Genomic DNA, 15654 nt, shown 5'->3' on the forward strand with positions numbered 1-15654 from the left:
TTGGCAGCGTGACCACCCGAAAGGAATTTCGGAATCTTCCCCAAACGCAGGGCCTTCCGGCTCTCAAGCGCCCCGGCGAGGCTTCCGAGTCCCAGCCGGCCCAGGCATGCGGGCCAGCGTGACGGGTCGGGTGACAGACTCCACACCCCGGCATGAGAGGTGAGAACGTCCCGCGCCAGTAGCGTGTTCACCTCCGCCGCACTCCTGAAGGACATAACCATCAACCGCTCCGCCGCCACCAAGGCACTGACGCTGTTCACCACTCTGCTTCTCTCCAGCGCCCTCACCGGTTGTGACGCCGCAGCCCAGGCCGCAACGCAGGCCGCAAACAAGGCGGCCGAAGCTGTCAGGGAAGCACCGCCGTCGGGCAACGCCGGCGAATTATCTGTGAGCCCAGCCGACGTGGCAACGGCCCTCGCCCAGCTGGAGACTATCCCGGTGAAGGGGCGCGCACCCAAGACCGGCTACACCCGCGAGGAATTCGGCCCCCCGTGGGCGGACGTCGACCGGAACGGCTGCGATACCCGAAACGACATCCTCGCCAGGGACCTCGACGGCGAGACGTTCAAGCCCGGTACACAGAACTGCGTCGTTGCCACCGGTACGCTGGCCGACAAGTACACCGGCACAACCATCAACTTCGTCCGCGGCAACACCACCAGCTCCGCCGTCCAGATCGACCACCTCATCGCCCTCAGCGACGCCTGGCAAAAGGGCGCCCAGCAGCTCAGCGCCGAACAGCGCAGGCAGCTGGCCAACGATCCCCTGAACCTCCTGGCTGCCAACGGGGCAACCAACAGCGCCAAGGGCGACAAGGATGCGGCCACCTGGCTCCCGCCAAACAAGGCGTTCCGGTGCGAATACGTAGCCCGCCAGACCGCCGTGAAGGCCAACTACAGCCTGTGGGTCACCCAGGCCGAGCACGACGCGATCGCCGGTATCCTGACAGCCTGCAGTTAGGCCTTGATCGCGCTCAGTCCTTGAACAGCCCCGCGAGGTCCTCGGCCGTGATCGACCCGCTGGACAGGGCGTCGCCCTCCATCACATCCGCGAACAGCTGCGACTTCCGGGCCTTCAGCGCCATGACCTTTTCCTCGATCGTGTCCTTGGCCACCAGCCGGTAGACCATGACATTCCGAGCTTGCCCGATCCGGTGCGTCCGGTCCACGGCCTGCGCCTCGGACGCGGGGTTCCACCAGGGATCGAGTAGGAAAACGTAGTCGGCCTCGGTCAGGTTGAGCCCAAATCCGCCGGCCTTCAAAGAAATCAGGAACACCGGCGCGCTGCCGTTCTTGAATTCGTTGACGACGTCGGTTCGGTTCCGGGTGCCGCCGTCGAGATAGCAGAACTCGATCTTCTCCTCCACAAGCCGCTCGCGGACCTTGCCCAGGAACCCGGTGAACTGGCTGAAGATCAGCGCCCGGTGGCCCTCGGCCACCAGGTCCTCCAGCTGCTCGAACAGCACGTCCAGTTTGCTGGAGCGGACGCCGGACAGCGACGGATCCACCAGCGACGCGTCCAGGCTGAGCTGGCGGAGCAGGGTCAGGGACTGGAAGATGGTGAACCGGTTCTTGTTCACGTCCTCGATCAGGCCCAGGATCTTCTGCCGTTCCCTCTGCAGATGCGTCTGGTAGACCTTCTGGTGGCGCGGGTTCAGCACCACCTCCAGGATCTGCTCCTGCTTGGGCGGCAGGTCCTTGATGACCTGGTCCTTGGTGCGGCGCATCATCAGCGGGCGGACCCGACGGCGGAGCTTGTCCAGCTGCCCCTTGTCGCCGTTCTTTTCCACCGGCTTCTGGTAGTACTCAGCGAACCGCTTGGGGCTTGAAAACAGGCCCGGCGCCACGATGGAGGTCAGCGCCCAGAACTCCATGAGGTTGTTCTCCAACGGCGTGCCGGTGATGGCCAGCTTGAACGCCGCGGGCAGCTTCCGCGCGCATTGGTAGGCCTTGGACTGGTGGTTCTTCACGAACTGGGCTTCGTCGAGCACCAGACCCGCCCAGGTCTTGGAGGCATAGGAATCGTAGTCGATCCGGAACAGCGCGTAGGACGTGATCACGATGTCCGCGCCGGCGAGTTCAACGGCCGCGTCCTGGCTGTTTTTGGCGAACGTTTCGCTCACGATACGGACCGTGAGGCCGGGAGCGAAGCGTGCGGCTTCCGCCGCCCAGTTGCCCACGACGCTGGTGGGGGCAACCACCAAAAAGGGAGTCCCGCCGTCGGACGCCGGAACGTCGGACGCTGCTACTTGAGCCGGCGCGCCCGCTGCTGAACCCGGAGCCGTGCCAGCCGCCGCAAGCTCAGCAGCCTGTTCCTTCGCGGCGCACATCAGGGCGAGTGCCTGCACGGTCTTGCCCAGGCCCATGTCGTCGGCGAGGATCCCGCCCAGGCTGTGCCGATACAGGAAGCTGAGCCAGTTGTAGCCTTCCAGCTGGTACGGCCGGAGCTCCGCATTGAGCGAGGCAGGCAGCGGCAGCCCGTTGATCCCGCCTTCAAGCAGCCCGCCCACGGCCTCACGCCAGGCTGCTGCCTGCTCGTCCACGATGCCCAGCTGCGCGAGCTCGTCCCAGAGCCCGGCCTGGAAACGGCTGATCTGCAGCGGGGCATCCTTGTTGTCCTGCAGCGAGCGGGCCTCCTCGATCAGGGCGCGCAGCTGGTGCAGTTCGGGGAGGTCCAGCGAGAAGTAGGCGCCGCTGGGCAGCAGCATCTTGGTCTGGCCTGCGGCAAGCGCGGAGAATACGGCGGCAAAAGAAACCGGCTGCCCCTCCAAAGAGATCTGGATGCCAAGGTCGAACCAGTCGCGCTGTTCGGTGGCCTTCGTGGAGATGGAAACGACCGGCGCTTCCTCGGCCTCGCGGTAGTCGGCGATGTCGCCGGCAGTGTCCACCGATACGTCCGGCGCGTTGCGGAGCTCGGGCAGGACGTCCTCGGTGAACGCCAGCGTGTCCAGGCCGTTCAGTTCGGCGGACGCGGACAGGCGGGGCGTGCCCCAGCCGCCGGTGGCCGATTCGCCCAGGGCTGGAACAACGTTCCACGGCTGGCCGATGCCCTCCAGGATGCGGGCCTCGGCGGTGTCGTCGCGGTAGCCGTGGTCGCCGGGGTGCCGCCACAGCGGTTGGGCCGTGACCAGGTTTCCGGACTTGTAGTGCCATTCCCAGTGCAGCCGGACCCGGTGGTCCGCGCCGTAGTTGGCCAGCAGGGAAAGGGTCGGGAGGGCCAGGGCGGGCAGAGCCACCGACTCGTCCGTCGCCGTGACCCGGGCTGCCTGCTTGAGCTTCGGGTAGAAGCCGGTGAGGAAGCGCGTCTCGTCCTTCGCCGGAATGTGCAGCGTGCTGCCGGCCGTGACGAAGGTCAGCAGCTCCTCGCTCAGCCCGCTCTCCAGCGGGGCCAGCGTGATCACATTCTCCGCGGACACACCGGGCAAAGCCTCCCCGCCCGTGGTCAGGAAAATGCCGTGCGCGGGGCGGCCAATGGTCCCCACCGACGCCGGATCAACGTCTTCCCCCTCAACGGTGATGGTGGGCGCGAGCTCCAGCCCGCCGTCGTCGGCCCCTGTGCCGGGAGCTACTGTGCCGGGAGCGACCTCCGGGGTGGCAGTGGCGGGATTGCCGGCGTCACTGGAAGGCGAGCCGTATCGGCTCAAATTAAGCCCGACGGCGGCGGGAGACTCCGCGAGCCGCACGGGCTCAGTGCCGCGGCTGTGAACCAAGGCGAGGCCGATCTTTTTGGCGTCGACGAGCAGGCCCCACATGTTCTTCCCGGCGAACGTGTTCAGGCCCAGCCACAGCGCGGAGGAGTTATGAACCCGGTTGGCGGCGGCGGTGTGTGCGGCCAGGAATGCCTGCATCCACTCGATGTGCGCCTCGTTGCATTCGCGGCGGAAGTTCAGGTAGCTCAGGGTGTTCCAGGAGACGTCGCCGCGGATCCACTTGCCCTTGGCGCCCATGATCACGGGCCGGGCCTTGAGCTGGCGGACGCTGCGGAGCGGGTCGCGGCGGCCTGTGTAGGAGAAGTGCGGCGCCGGTTCCTCGATCTCGAACTGGAGGGCCAGCGGGATGCCGCTGATGGACTGGGTGATGCCCGGCTGCGAAATGAGCGGGCTGAGGGCCTGCTCCCAGTCGGCCAGGTCCAGGTTGGCGGGTTGGCGGGAAAGCCGGGAAACTTCAGCCGGGGCCAGGAGCTGGACGCGGATGGCCGGGTTGTCCTCGGCGGCGAACAGCAGCGCGGCCACGTGCTTGCAGTCCTTGCGGACGGGGCAGCTGCAGACACCCACGGTGCAGCTCCAGCCGCCCGATTTCCGCACCAGCTTGGCCGTGGTGGAGTAGGGGACATCGGCACCTCCCCGGACCTTGCCCAGCATCAGCCCGGTGGCGGCGTCGAACGACATTCCGGCAACCCGGCTGCCCATGGCATACGCCAACCCGGCCGCGAGGGAGCGGTCGTTAATGGCGGGGGTCTGTATTGCCAGTGCCGCACTCTCGTCCGGTTGGGATGGCATGGTGCGCGCTACTTTCAGCTGGCCACGGGGGTGCCGTGTCCGATCGGAGGTTATCTGCTTCATCTTAGTTCGCCCGGCGGGAGCCTGAAACTTCGCCTGACGTTCACTTCCGCCTCAACACGGCGCCGCCCCCGCCGACGTAGCGTGAAAGTGTCCCTAGCAGCACCCGGCATTCAGCAGTGAGGAATCCCATGACCATGAGCCAGAACCCCGTCGTCCTGACGAAGGCCAGCATCGATGCAGGCAGCGAGGAGGTTGTAGATGCCAACGTTCACGTGGTGAACGCCATGTACGGGAAACTGCTCGACGCCGGCGAGATCGCGCCCGCGGCGCTCGGCAGCTACTACGTTGACTTCTACGTCACGCAGTCCTTGGAGGGCGGTTTCGCCCAGTACGTGTTCACCGCGGACCGGGACGAAGTGGACCCGCTCATCCGCGAGGGCCTCGCCGGGATGGGCGCAACCGCCCACCTGGAGCTCTTCAACCGGACCGTTGCGGCGTTTGATGCCTTGTCCGAGGAAGACGAAGAGCGCTACCTCGACGGCGACCTGGACACCGAGGAAGAGTCCACCGACGCCGTGCGCACCATTGAAGAGCTCGACGGCGAGTTCGAGGAGGCGTTCGAAACCGAAAACATCACGGCCCTCAACGCCGCCTGGCTACTGTCCCAGGAGGGCCTGCTGGTGCTCGACGACGAGGAGCTCGACGCCTACATCGAGCGTCAGGTTGCGCTCATCCCCAACCTCGAGGAGCGCCAGGCCGCGGCCGATGAGGAAGCACTGGAGGACGCCCCGGATTTCGAGGTCATCATCCGCGAACTGTGCGACATCGCCGGCTACACGCTGCAGAAAATCACCATGGGTGACCCCAACTACATGCACGACGGCGAGAAGACGCTGGCCTGGCACTTCACCACGGACCACGGCGACTTCATCATGGTGGAGGACGACGAAGAGGCGTTCATGATCAACCCGGAGACCCAGGAAATCGTCGCCGCCGTTGAGTTCGAGGAAGCGGACGACGACGAGATGATCGACGCGTAGGACCCTCACCACGGTCCCGGGCCGGGTTCGTCGGAAGTTTTCCGGCGACCCGGCCCGCCGTCGTTCCAGCTGTCAGGTGTTCTGGTCCAGCGCCCTGGCGAGGACTTCCAGCAGTTCCTCATCCACCTGGTCCACAGACGTGAGCCGGACGCGGCGGTCGAAGCGATCATCGGTCCGGGCCTTCAAGGCTTCCAAACGCCCTCCGGCGGCTGCGTCGAGGCGGAGCGCGACGTCCACGGCGGTGTTGGTGGTCCGGGTGACCTGGGCGAACTTCCGGCGCGGGCTGTGCAGCGAGACGTAGCCCTTCCGCATCTGGATCTCCACGCCCTCGGGGGCCGCCGCCCACGCCAGGAGCGCATCGCGATGGGCCGCAGCTCCGGGTGGTTGATGTACTGGCCATCGATAAGCTCGTCGGCGTGGCGCAGCATGAATTCCGGATTCCGGAGTGATCGCCATGCCTCGATGCTAGTGCGGTCCATGGGTCCGCAGCCGGGCCACGAAAGAAGATTGGGAGGCGCCGTAACTTTCCCGGTCCGGCCAGCGATGTAGGGGGTGAAGGGCTCCTCACGGAGCCGGATCTGAATTGTTCTCTAGGTTTTGGAGTGTCATATGTCGTTGTTCACTGTTCTCGCCACCAGCAAAATCGCCGCCGGAGTACTCGCCGCGGGCACCCTGGCCGTCGGTGGAACCGGCGTCGCAGCTGCTTCCGGTGCCCTCCCGGCCGACGCACAGCAGACCGCCCACGAACTGCTCGGCGCCCCGGCCCCGAAGCTGGCCGCTGACTCTGCTGAGTCAGCCTCCGCAAGCGCCTCCGGTGATGCAGCAGTAACCGGCGAAGCAGCCGTCTCCGACGATGAGGTCGCAGCCGAGGCCAACGCCTCCGCCGCCGCCGGCACCGCAGTGGACGCTGCAGGTGCCGCAGCCTTTGGCCTCTGCACCGCCTTCGCCAACGGTGGACTGAACGAAGCCTCCGAGGGCTTCTCGTCGCTGGTCATTGCCGCCGAGGGCGAAGGCAACGTTGACGCTTTCTGCACGGACGTCGTTGCACAGGGTGCCGCCTCGGCCGACGCCGACGCTGCTGGCGAGGGTTCTGCCGCCGCCAAGGCTGAGCGCCCCGAGCTGCCCGCTGTTCCTGCCGTGCCGGCAGTTCCGGGTGTCGACGGCGAGCCTTCCGTTCCCGCCGTTCCTGCTGTTCCCGCCGTGCCGGGCGAGGTTGTAGACGTTCCGGCCGTTTCGGGCCACTAGGACCTGCTCAGCTAGTGTGGACTGCGGGAACCGGCTCCGGACGGACCGGATTCCCGCAGTCCACATGGCAGCCAGATAGCTGACCGACCGCAGCTGACCGACAGCAGCGGAGCACGCCGCGCCGAATACCGGGATGAGCGACTACGCTGCCCGGGATGGAGGAGCCACTGGTGCTAGACACTTTGGCCGAAGAAGACATAGATACATTTGCAGACACGGCCTGTGCTGATCCGGCTGTGCTCTTTGGCGCTGTCTATCGAACCTTGTCCGGAGCGGTCCTGGGTTATCTCAAGGCCCGTGGCGTGGATGATCCCGAAGCTGTCACCCAGGATGTGTTCCTGGCGTTTTTCCCCAAGATTGGTGAGTTGACCGGCGGCCTTCAGGGCGCCAAGTCGTTGGTTTTTTCCATCGCCCACGCCCGGATGGTGGACTACTACCGGCGGGTTGAACGCCGGCCGGACTTCACTCCGTACGACCCTCTGCAGGACGGGCGGAGCACGGCGTCCGCGGAGGACCACGCCTTGGGCCACAGCGGCGGCGCGGCTGCCCTGCTTGAAGGCCTCGCCGATGAACACCGCGAGGTTCTGGCCCTGCGGGTGGTGGCGGACTTATCCATCGAACAGGTGGCCGGCATCATGGGCAAGTCCCAGGGTGCCATCAAGCAGCTCCAACGCAGGGCGCTGCAAAACCTCAAGGACCAGACTCTTAGAAGAAACCAGGCAGATCATGAGTGACACCGCAGGCTCACGCAAAGGTTTCCGCGACGACGCGTCTGTTGACCGGCTGCTGCTGGAGGCAGGGCTGGACGACGACGGCGTCCTCCACCCCGTTCTGCTGGAGCTCCAGGCGCTCGCAGCCGAGCGGCCGGTACCTTCCGATGCGGTTGCCGCGCTTATGAGGCCTGCCGTGACACAGACTCCTGCCGTGACACAGACTGTTGTCCCGACGCCTGCACCGAGCCACGCGGCAGCGACCCGTCACCTGGCGGTGGCGGCTTCCCCTCAGTCAGAGCCCGCCGTAGCCCTCGCCGAGGCAACCGGCCAGCTCACAGCGGCCACCGACGAGCTTGCCGCCCGCCGTCGTGCCAAGCGCAGGATCACCCTCACCACGCTGTCCGTGGCCGTTTCGCTGGCGGCCGGCGGCGCCGTTGCCGTGGCCTCCGACCAGGGGATCCGGGATTCCATCGGCCAGGTCAACCACGCAGTAACATCCTTCGTGTCCACCGTTGGCGGCGGGTCTGCCCCCGCGCCGGTGGAGACCCCGGCTCCGGGACCGGGCCAGCCCGCCGTCCCTGCCGTAGGACCCGCCGGGACGGCTGACACTGTGCCGGTTCCGGCCGCTCCGGGATCCGGTTCCAGCCAAGCCACGCAGCCCGCTCAGGCCCCATCGGTTTCAGCGCCGGCAGTGCCCCTGCCAGACCTTCCGCTAACTGAAAACGTCACGCCGGGTGTACCGGGGGCGCCGCTGAACGGCGAGGGACAGCCCCCGGCTCTGCCCCTGCCGCCCACGCCTCCAGTCCCGCTGCCCGGCATCCATCCGTAGGCGGTTCGTCAGTGAGCGCCTGAACTGTCAGTAGCCTGACGCCGCTGTCCGGATTTCCCCGGCCGGCGTGGCCAGGTACCAGACGTCGTTGACGCCCTGCCCCAGGACGTCGCCGGGATTCTTGTCCTTCGCGAAGTAGTACAGCGGCAGTCCATTCAGGGTCACCTGCTTGGCCCCGTCCGGCGTCGTGATTGTCCCGAGCGTGCCGGTGACGCCTTCTGCGGCAGGCTTGGCCGCGGTGGTGAGGAGCGGTGGCCACGCGGTCAGGCACGCTCCCGTGCAGGCGCTGGTGCCGGAATCCTTCACGTCCTTGGTGAAGAAATAGACGCTCATGCCCGCGGAATCCACCACGATGTTGCCAGCGCTGGAGGATGCTGTCTTGAGGTCGACGGCGGCTGAGGTGGCTGATGGAGTGGCGGCGGACGTGGCGGCCGGGCTGGTGGCCGCCGGAGTGGTGGGAGCGGCGGTTGTGGTGGTGGTTCCCGGGCTGCCGCCGCAGCCTGCAAGTGCGGCTATGAGAGCCGCTGCGGCAAGTCCTGTGCCCAAATGCTGTTTCATGGGGATCCTCCTCGGCTGGGGCCCGGCGTCGGATCGCCGGACGCTAACCGGTACGACGCACCAGGGTGAAGAATGGTTCAAAGTGAACCGTTTTCCGTCCGCCGACGTTATATCGCATGTACGCGGAGCTGCAGCGTCGCTGTGGATGCACGTAATCGTGTGGACGAACAGCTGTGTGCCCGCATTTGTAACCGCAGACCAGACCGGATCAGGGACAGGAGGGCGGCATGCCGCTGGACGAGGACGTGGTGGCCGCGATCTACCGCGAACACGGCTCCGCCCTGCGCCGTTTTGTGCTCAGCGCCTCCCGCGACCCGCAGCTGGCAGAGGACGTGGTCCAGGAGACCGTGCTGCGGGTCTGGCAGCAGGCCCCGGACATCACCGGAAGCCTCCGCAGCTACCTGTTCCGGACCGCGCGGAACATCATGATCGACAACTACCGCAAAGCCCAAAGGCGCCCGGCCGAAGTGATGGAACGCGAACTCGCCGATCCCTCCGAGGCCGTGGAACGCGTGGATGAACTCCTGAACCGTGTGCTGATGGAAGAGGCGCTGCTGCGGCTCAGTACCGAACACCGCGATGTCCTCGTCGCGCTCCACTACCGCCGTTTCACCGTCAACGAGGCCGCCGTGCAGCTGAACATCCCCAGCGGAACCGTGAAGTCCCGCGCCTTTTACGCAGTCCGGGCGCTGCGGACCATCCTGGACGAGATGGGGGTGGAGCCGTGAACGCCTCTGAGCTGCACCAGCTGCTGGGCGCCTACGTGCTCGGCGGGCTTGACCCCGCGGATTCGCAACGTTTCGAAGCCCACCTTGAGGACTGCGCGGACTGCCGGACCGAACTCGCCGAGCTTGAAAGCCTGCCGGCCCTGCTGGACGCGCTTCCCGTCCCGGACGCGGTGGCGCTCACCGGGAGCGCCCGCCCCGCGGTGGCCCCCGAGCCAGCCAGCTCCGTGCCGCGCAGGGTCCTCGACGAACTGGCCACCCGGCGTCGTAAACTACGACGGCGGTGGGCGGCCGTGGTGGGCGCCGTCGCCGCGGCGTCCCTCGCCTTGGGGGTGGCCGCGGCCCCGCTGCTGAGCCGGCCGCCGGAGCCGGACGCCAGCTACTCGGTTCAGTCCGGCAATGGCCTGCAGTTCAGCATTGACCTTGCCCGGAAAACCTGGGGCACCGAGCTGGCCGTGAACGGCAGCAAACTGCCGCTGGACGGGACCCTCTCGCTCTGGGTCCGGGACCGCGACGGCGGCGAAGACCGGGCGTGCGCCTGGACCGCCACGCCCAGCGGGAGAGTGAAGGTCATGGGCGCCACGCCCCTACAGCTGGCCAGCATCGCCAGCCTGGAACTGCGGGACGAAACCCAGCGCGCCGTTGCTGTGATTACGGTGCCCTGATCCCTGTGCCGGCGAACACGGTCCGGTGTTCACGGCGCTGTGGTTACGGCCTTTGGAGGGCGCGTAACTCGGCTACCAGAGCTGGGTTTTCGCAGGCGCGGGCAAACGCGTCGATCCTCTTAGTGATCTCACGGCCCAGGAGCCAGGCGCCCATCCGTTCAGCCACCGGCCGCAACCATGCCGGGCGGCACGAAAAGGTGTACTTCCAGACGGCGCGCGTGCCGCCGTCGTCCGCGGTGAAACGCCAGCCGCCGCCGAAATTCGTGAAGAACCACGGTCCGGACACCATGGTCATACCCACGTTCCTGGGTGGCGCATAGGAAACGTACTCGCTCACCATCGCCAGGCCCAGGCGGGACACGGTCCGAGTCCGGACGCCCTTTCCGGCGGACGTTGCGCCGTCCAGGAAACCTTGGGCAGAGATGAACGGGTCCCACTGTAGCCGGAACGCACCCGTGGTCTGGGAGAGGGCAAAGACTGTCTCCGGATCGAGGCGGATGAGGCGTTCGGCGCGTACCTGGGGCATGGACCCACCCTAACCGGAGGCCGGGTGGGCCGGGTGGGGCGGGTAGACCGGGGCCCCGGAGATGGCGCCCCACCCTACATTTTGGCCAGGCGAGCCCGCACCACCATGAACACGCCGTAGCAGATGAGGCCGGCGCCCACGGCGGCCAGCAGGTACACGCCGAAGGGCTGGTCGCGGAGGGCCCTGAGTCCGCCGTCCAGGCCCGTGGATTCATCCGGATGGGCGCCCAGGGTGGCGATGGTGATGAGCATCCCGGTCAGCAGCAGGACGATGCCCTTGGCGATGTAGCCGGTGACGCCCAGTACTGTGACGGCTGTCCGGGCGGAGGGAGAGACGGGCATCGTCAGCTGTTTCTCGAAGGTCTTCTTGATTCCGCGGATGCCGTAGATGATCCCGGTGATGGCCATGCCGAGCCCCACGAGGACAAGCAGTGCTATGCCGCCGGGGGCTTTCATGACGGCGACGGTGAGGTCGCTCGCTGATTGCTGGTTGTCGCCTCCGGACCCTGTGCCCATGGCGAAGCTGGCCAGGGTCACGGCGAGCCCGGCAAACACCACGGTCTGCGCTGCCGCTTTGGCCTTCTTACCGACTTTGTCCTTGGTGGGCAGCCGGTTGTAATCGAAGACGGCGTCGCTGGCCTGCCAGACGGCAAGGGCGGCGCAGGCGGCAAAGCTTGCCCACAGGAGGAACGGCCCGGCGGGCTGGCTGGCCAGTTCGGAAACAGCACCGCTGAAGTCAGCATTCCCCGAACCGCCCATGGCGAGGCGGATGGCTATGGCGCCCACCAGGAAGTGCAGTAGGCCGCTTACCGCGAAACCCACCCTCGCCAGCAACTCCAGTGCGCGTGAGTTGGTGACGTCCTCCGCCGCGTCTGCGGCGTCTTTGAGTTCTCTTTTGATGGCGCTTCCTTCGGGCCAGCGCCGCGGGGGCGCAGATTTGCGTGCCCCCCGCACAACCCCATCGTGCCACGCGAAACCGGCCGCGAATAGTACCAACTTTTGCGCACCGCGGACCGACAATAACTGCGTGTCCGCTGGTGTGCCCGGCGATGGGGAGTGTTCCCCATCGCGGGAGAATTGCCACCATGCGACGATATGTCCAGCGATAGATCTAACTCTTAATACTCTCCGGGGGAGACACCATGACTTTTTACGGCGCGGACGTCAGCCAGCTGCGGGAGCTGGCGAAGGCCGTGGACAAGGCGGCCGCGCTGCTCAGCAGCCGGGCCAGCTCCCTGCAGGGCCAGATCCAGTCCGCGCCATGGAAGGGCACCGACGGCGAGCTGTTCCGGCAGGACTGGTCCGGCAACCACCGCCCCAGCCTGGAGCGGGTGGCATCCAGCCTCCGCCACAACTCCAAGCTGCTCCTGCAGCACGCAAACGAACAGGAACAGTCCTCTGCCGCGACCGGCGGCGGCGGTGGCGGTGGCGGGACCAGTGTGCTGGACAGACTCAAGGACCTGGGCAGCCGCGCGCAGAACTGGCTGGAGGAACAGGTAGCGAAGGCGGCAGCGGCTGAGGCCCACCGCCATGAGCTGAAGGGGGACATGGATGGCATGCTCAAGGCCAGCCCGGAAGAGCAAGCCAAGTGGTGGGCCAGCCTGTCCGAGGAGGACCGGAAATACCTGATCGAAGGCGAAGACGAGAACGGCCCGTTCGCCGAGGACCTCATGAGGATGGACGGCGGGGTTCCCCAGTCCGCCCAGGATCAGGCGAGTGCCCACCTCCGGGAACTCGCCAAGACAGAAACCCCCGTATACACGGAGTCCGGCAAGGCCTCCCTTGATGCCCGGGTTGCCTGGTTCCACGCTGGCGCGGAGGTGGGCACCGTCGTCGTAGAGAATGCAGACGGTTCGGCCACCATGAAGGTCTACGGGAACGTGGGCGTAGGAGTGAACGACACCACCGGCACCGCCGGCGTCACGTTGAACGGGGAGGCCTCGCGCGAGTACAAATTCGGCAGCCTGGAGGAGGCCATGGCCGCCCGCAACCAGATTTATACGGATCTCCCGCCGGACAGCGTCGGTGAGATCAAGGATGTGGCAGGCAACCCGCCCGGCTACATTCTGGACACCATCAGCGATGCTGCGGACGACAACGGCTCCACCGGCCACGACGACAAAGCCAAGGGAACGCTCTCCCTCGAAGCCAAAGGTGAATCCGGCCCGGCTTCGGGCTCGGCGAAGCTGGATCTTGCCTACGAGCGGAACCTGACGGACGCCACGGCCACCGCCAGCGCCGAGGTGTCGGCCCAGGGCAAGCTGGACCTTGACGGCAGGGTGTTCGAGGCCTCAGGCAAGGGCGGCCTGGAAGTGAACCTGGATAAGAACGGCAACATGGAATCGGTCGCCGTATCCATGGAGGGCACGGTTGCCGCGGGCGCCAGCACGGGTGCCGACCTCCAGGGCACAAAGGCTGAGTCCAGCGTGACAGTGGGCACTCAGGGCACCGTGAAGATCAATGTTGAGTACTCGCCGGAGAACGCGCCTGTGATCGATAGCTACATGCGCAATATGGCGTTGGGAGACACGGTTGCGGCCGGCCACGACGCCGCCAAGCTCTACGCGGCAGGTTCCGCCACGGTCCAGGTGAACAGTGTGGTGACAGCATCCAACGAGTTCGGCGTTGACCTCAAGGCCGGCGAGGTGGAGGTCAAAACCGAGAACAAGGCAACCACCAACGTGTCCACGTACTATAAGGTCCCGAACGACACCAAGCTCGAGAAGCTCTGACGTCCCGTGCCGGATCCGCATGTGCCAGCCAGCCCAGCCAAGACTTACCGCTAAGGAGCAACCATGTCAGTTCATATCGAGTCCCCGCTGGGATTCACGGCAGACTTCCCCGAGCACACCCAGGTTCTGGAGGACTCCGCCGCCGGGCCAAACACCGAGCAGTATGGCCTGCTGGGCGGTGTCCTGGTGACGGTCATCAAGGACGACACCTCCGTGACCGGCGCCGCGCAGGCCAACGGCTGGGCACACCTGATGTCAGGCTTCTACCTTGAAGACCGGGCCGGGACCATCCTCACCGAAGGCGAACTGAACGCACCCGGTAAGTCCTCGTACGCCGTCGTGGTTGGATACACGGATCCGGCGGGCGAGGCGAGGGTCGCGGCCACTGTGGGAGTCTGGGAGAACAACCGTTTCATCGGTGTTGTGGTGATCTGGCCGTACGTGAACCCGGAGATCGAGCCGCGGCTGGGGATGCTCAAGGAGATCGTCGCCTCCATCAGCGTGAACTGACCTCAACTAAGTAGCGCTAACTGCCGTTTTGAGCCTTCAAAACGGCAGTTAGCGCTACTTACATTTCAAGGCTCAGCGCCGACGGTAGCAGAGGTCGAAGATCAGCCGGCCGGCCTCGTGGGCCTTCGCCTCGAAACTCGTGCGGATCCGGCCTTCAAAGCGTGGCGCCCAGCCGCCAGTTTCATCCACGCCCTCGTTGGGGCCGGTGTGCGCGGTGCTCACCGGCGCCCGGCCTTCGCGGACGGGCGCGCCGCCCACCAGGGTTTCGACGCCGGATTGCCACACTTGGGTGAGCGGACTTTCCGGGCCGTGGCGCTCGCCGGTGTGGAGATTTTCGAAGTCCGGCGATCCAGCCAGTACGTCGCGCACGTGGACAGCGTAGTTGGACCAGTCCGTGGCGACCCGCCACAGTCCGCCCTTGGTGAGTGCCCGTGCCGCCAGTTCGGCAAACTCCGGCTGGATGAGGCGGCGTTTGTGGTGCCGTGACTTGTGCCAGGGATCGGGGAAGAACACCCACAGCTCGCTGACGGAACCTGCCGGCAGCATGGTGGCGAGGACCTCGGGCGCGTTGGCTTCCACCACCCGGACGTTGTTCAGCCCGCGGCTATTGATCTTGATGATGGTGTTGGCCAGCCCCGGGGTATAAACCTCAACCGCCAGGAAGTCCGTGTCCGGGTTTTCCTCGGCCGCGTAGCAGATGGCATCGCCCAGCCCCGAACCGATTTCCACAACCAGCGGTGCCTTGCGGCCAAACTCGGCTTCGGCGTCGAACGTGTAGTCCGGGTGGACCGACGTGTTCGCAATGTGCCGGGGGACGTCCAGCGCCCACCGGTCCGAGTGCTCTTCCCAGGCCGTCTGGCGGCGCCCCTGGAGGCGGGTTCCGCGGCGTACAAAGCTCACCGGCCTGCCGCCGTAAGTGCCGAACGACGCCTGGGTTCCGGGCGTCACCGGGCGCGGGACATGCGGAGGCTGGGGGGATTCTGGGGATTCGCTCATCCCTTCCAGAATACCCGGGGCCCCCGCCCACGGCTTGGGCACTCACCTGAGCCACGAACGGAACGCGATGGAACGCGAAAATGGTCGCCCTGCGAGGTCGGAAGGAAATGAAATCTCAGAAGAGGATCATAAAGTCCCCGTCCCTGAGCACGAGCACCAGGCCCACGGCAACCTCGGCCGCCGATATCCACAACGCAGCCACGCCAGCCCGCCAACCGTTTGACCGACGCACAAAGACGCGGAGCGAAACAATGCCGAGCGTCACTGCGAGCAGGCCAAACAGCGCCGGATAGCTCCACAGCACCAACGGTGCGACCCAGTCCAGCCGGCCAGGCCCCTCCGAAGGCCTCGTAAAGAACTCCGCCAATAGGCTGAAGGGCACAGTCAGAAACATGCTCGCCGGGGCGATGAGGCTGAAAGCGAGGCTGGCTGTGCCCTCCCCACTGCCGTGGGCCTTCGGCGAGGCCGGGGCGGACGCAATGGACGGATCGTGCAATGGTGCGAGGCTCATGGCTTCTCCCGAATGTTATGGCTGGGTACCGCATGCTGATCCCACGGTAGGGTCGCTCCAGGTGGGCAACCAGCCCTTTTCTGGTCTATGTGGATAACTCCGCG

Annotated in this window: 16 protein-coding genes; 9 read left to right on the forward strand and 7 right to left on the reverse strand. The window is 66.3% G+C overall.

Annotated features, from left to right (window positions below):
- Positions 1 to 183 precede the first annotated feature (183 nt).
- Entirely contained in the window at positions 184 to 960 is a 777-nt protein-coding gene (locus NG696_RS13715; RefSeq protein ID WP_252575803.1) for an HNH endonuclease family protein, read from the forward strand.
- Between the two features lie 13 nt (positions 961 to 973).
- Here NG696_RS13715 and NG696_RS13720 read toward each other — a convergent pair whose 3' ends face one another.
- Positions 974 to 4498, reverse strand: coding sequence for a DEAD/DEAH box helicase (locus NG696_RS13720; protein ID WP_252575804.1), 3525 nt, complete (start codon positions 4496 to 4498; stop codon positions 974 to 976).
- Positions 4499 to 4689: 191 nt separating this feature from the next.
- Between NG696_RS13720 and NG696_RS13725 the strand changes: the two genes are divergently transcribed.
- Positions 4690 to 5541 carry a DMP19 family protein gene (locus NG696_RS13725; RefSeq protein WP_252575811.1) on the forward strand — a complete coding sequence of 284 codons (852 nt, stop codon included), beginning with the start codon at positions 4690 to 4692 and terminating at the stop codon, positions 5539 to 5541.
- A gap of 72 nt (positions 5542 to 5613) precedes the next feature.
- On the opposite strand, the gene NG696_RS13730 is transcribed toward NG696_RS13725, so the two are convergent.
- Entirely contained in the window at positions 5614 to 5997 is a 384-nt protein-coding gene (locus NG696_RS13730; protein ID WP_252568587.1) for a DUF5655 domain-containing protein, read from the reverse strand.
- Between the two features lie 153 nt (positions 5998 to 6150).
- Between NG696_RS13730 and NG696_RS13735 the strand changes: the two genes are divergently transcribed.
- The 3 genes from NG696_RS13735 to NG696_RS13745 all read left to right on the forward strand — a co-directional run bounded on the left by NG696_RS13735 (position 6151) and on the right by NG696_RS13745 (position 8328).
- Positions 6151 to 6786 (forward strand): protein tyrosine phosphatase, encoded by a 636-nt coding sequence (locus NG696_RS13735; RefSeq protein WP_252568586.1) that lies wholly within the window; start codon positions 6151 to 6153, stop codon positions 6784 to 6786.
- 155 nt (positions 6787 to 6941) lie between these two features.
- Positions 6942 to 7520: an RNA polymerase sigma factor gene (locus NG696_RS13740; RefSeq protein WP_252575813.1), complete on the forward strand. Its 579-nt coding sequence runs from the start codon at positions 6942 to 6944 to the stop codon at positions 7518 to 7520.
- Positions 7513 to 8328: a hypothetical protein gene (locus NG696_RS13745; RefSeq protein ID WP_252575815.1), complete on the forward strand. Its 816-nt coding sequence runs from the start codon at positions 7513 to 7515 to the stop codon at positions 8326 to 8328. Before NG696_RS13740 ends, NG696_RS13745 begins: the two co-directional genes overlap by 8 nt.
- 27 nt (positions 8329 to 8355) lie before the next feature.
- On the opposite strand, the gene NG696_RS13750 is transcribed toward NG696_RS13745, so the two are convergent.
- Complete coding sequence (locus tag NG696_RS13750) at positions 8356 to 8886, reverse strand: COG4315 family predicted lipoprotein (protein ID WP_252568584.1); 531 nt, start codon at positions 8884 to 8886, stop codon at positions 8356 to 8358.
- Positions 8887 to 9113: 227 nt separating this feature from the next.
- Here NG696_RS13750 and NG696_RS13755 point away from each other — a divergent pair, with 227 nt between their 5' ends.
- Complete coding sequence (locus NG696_RS13755; protein ID WP_252575817.1) at positions 9114 to 9614, forward strand: sigma-70 family RNA polymerase sigma factor; 501 nt, start codon at positions 9114 to 9116, stop codon at positions 9612 to 9614.
- Entirely contained in the window at positions 9611 to 10276 is a 666-nt protein-coding gene (locus tag NG696_RS13760) for an anti-sigma factor family protein (RefSeq protein WP_252575818.1), read from the forward strand. Before NG696_RS13755 ends, NG696_RS13760 begins: the two co-directional genes overlap by 4 nt.
- A gap of 43 nt (positions 10277 to 10319) precedes the next feature.
- Here the strand turns inward: NG696_RS13760 and NG696_RS13765 are convergent, their stop codons facing one another.
- Both NG696_RS13765 and NG696_RS13770 read right to left on the reverse strand, forming a co-directional pair.
- Positions 10320 to 10802 (reverse strand): type II toxin-antitoxin system RatA family toxin, encoded by a 483-nt coding sequence (locus tag NG696_RS13765; RefSeq protein ID WP_252575819.1) that lies wholly within the window; start codon positions 10800 to 10802, stop codon positions 10320 to 10322.
- A gap of 74 nt (positions 10803 to 10876) precedes the next feature.
- Positions 10877 to 11755, reverse strand: a complete 879-nt coding sequence (locus NG696_RS13770) for a DUF1206 domain-containing protein (RefSeq protein WP_252568580.1) — start codon at positions 11753 to 11755, stop codon at positions 10877 to 10879.
- Between the two features lie 188 nt (positions 11756 to 11943).
- On the opposite strand from NG696_RS13770, the gene NG696_RS13775 reads away from it, so the two are divergent.
- The gene (locus tag NG696_RS13775; RefSeq protein WP_252575821.1) at positions 11944 to 13533 is read left to right on the forward strand and encodes a hypothetical protein; all 1590 of its coding nucleotides are present in this window, start codon (positions 11944 to 11946) and stop codon (positions 13531 to 13533) included.
- Positions 13534 to 13596: 63 nt separating this feature from the next.
- Positions 13597 to 14043 (forward strand): hypothetical protein, encoded by a 447-nt coding sequence (locus NG696_RS13780; protein ID WP_252575823.1) that lies wholly within the window; start codon positions 13597 to 13599, stop codon positions 14041 to 14043.
- Positions 14044 to 14115: 72 nt separating this feature from the next.
- On the opposite strand, the gene trmB is transcribed toward NG696_RS13780, so the two are convergent.
- Together trmB and NG696_RS13790 are read right to left on the reverse strand one after the other, a co-directional pair.
- A complete protein-coding gene (trmB, locus tag NG696_RS13785) occupies positions 14116 to 15039 on the reverse strand; it encodes a tRNA (guanosine(46)-N7)-methyltransferase TrmB (protein ID WP_252568577.1) in 924 nt (307 codons plus the stop codon).
- 115 nt (positions 15040 to 15154) lie between these two features.
- Positions 15155 to 15550 (reverse strand): hypothetical protein, encoded by a 396-nt coding sequence (locus NG696_RS13790; protein WP_252575824.1) that lies wholly within the window; start codon positions 15548 to 15550, stop codon positions 15155 to 15157.
- Positions 15551 to 15654 lie beyond the last annotated feature (104 nt).

Source organism: Pseudarthrobacter cellobiosi (assembly GCF_023913755.1).
Classification (GTDB): Bacteria; Actinomycetota; Actinomycetes; order Actinomycetales; family Micrococcaceae; genus Arthrobacter; species Arthrobacter cellobiosi.

Excerpts from the sequence above, each read along its gene's own strand:
- NG696_RS13720 (WP_252575804.1), bottom strand. The coding sequence starts at position 4,498 with ATGCCATCCCAACCGGACGAGAGTGCGGCACTGGCAATACAGACCCCC.
- NG696_RS13725 (WP_252575811.1), top strand. The coding sequence starts at position 4,690 with ATGACCATGAGCCAGAACCCCGTCGTCCTGACGAAGGCCAGCATCGAT.
- NG696_RS13730 (WP_252568587.1), bottom strand. The coding sequence starts at position 5,997 with ATGGCGATCACTCCGGAATCCGGAATTCATGCTGCGCCACGCCGACGA.
- NG696_RS13735 (WP_252568586.1), top strand. The coding sequence starts at position 6,151 with ATGTCGTTGTTCACTGTTCTCGCCACCAGCAAAATCGCCGCCGGAGTA.
- NG696_RS13740 (WP_252575813.1), top strand. The coding sequence starts at position 6,942 with ATGGAGGAGCCACTGGTGCTAGACACTTTGGCCGAAGAAGACATAGAT.
- NG696_RS13745 (WP_252575815.1), top strand. The coding sequence starts at position 7,513 with ATGAGTGACACCGCAGGCTCACGCAAAGGTTTCCGCGACGACGCGTCT.
- NG696_RS13750 (WP_252568584.1), bottom strand. The coding sequence starts at position 8,886 with ATGAAACAGCATTTGGGCACAGGACTTGCCGCAGCGGCTCTCATAGCC.
- NG696_RS13755 (WP_252575817.1), top strand. The coding sequence starts at position 9,114 with ATGCCGCTGGACGAGGACGTGGTGGCCGCGATCTACCGCGAACACGGC.
- NG696_RS13765 (WP_252575819.1), bottom strand. The coding sequence starts at position 10,802 with ATGCCCCAGGTACGCGCCGAACGCCTCATCCGCCTCGATCCGGAGACA.
- NG696_RS13775 (WP_252575821.1), top strand. The coding sequence starts at position 11,944 with ATGACTTTTTACGGCGCGGACGTCAGCCAGCTGCGGGAGCTGGCGAAG.
- NG696_RS13780 (WP_252575823.1), top strand. The coding sequence starts at position 13,597 with ATGTCAGTTCATATCGAGTCCCCGCTGGGATTCACGGCAGACTTCCCC.
- trmB (WP_252568577.1), bottom strand. The coding sequence starts at position 15,039 with ATGAGCGAATCCCCAGAATCCCCCCAGCCTCCGCATGTCCCGCGCCCG.
- NG696_RS13790 (WP_252575824.1), bottom strand. The coding sequence starts at position 15,550 with ATGAGCCTCGCACCATTGCACGATCCGTCCATTGCGTCCGCCCCGGCC.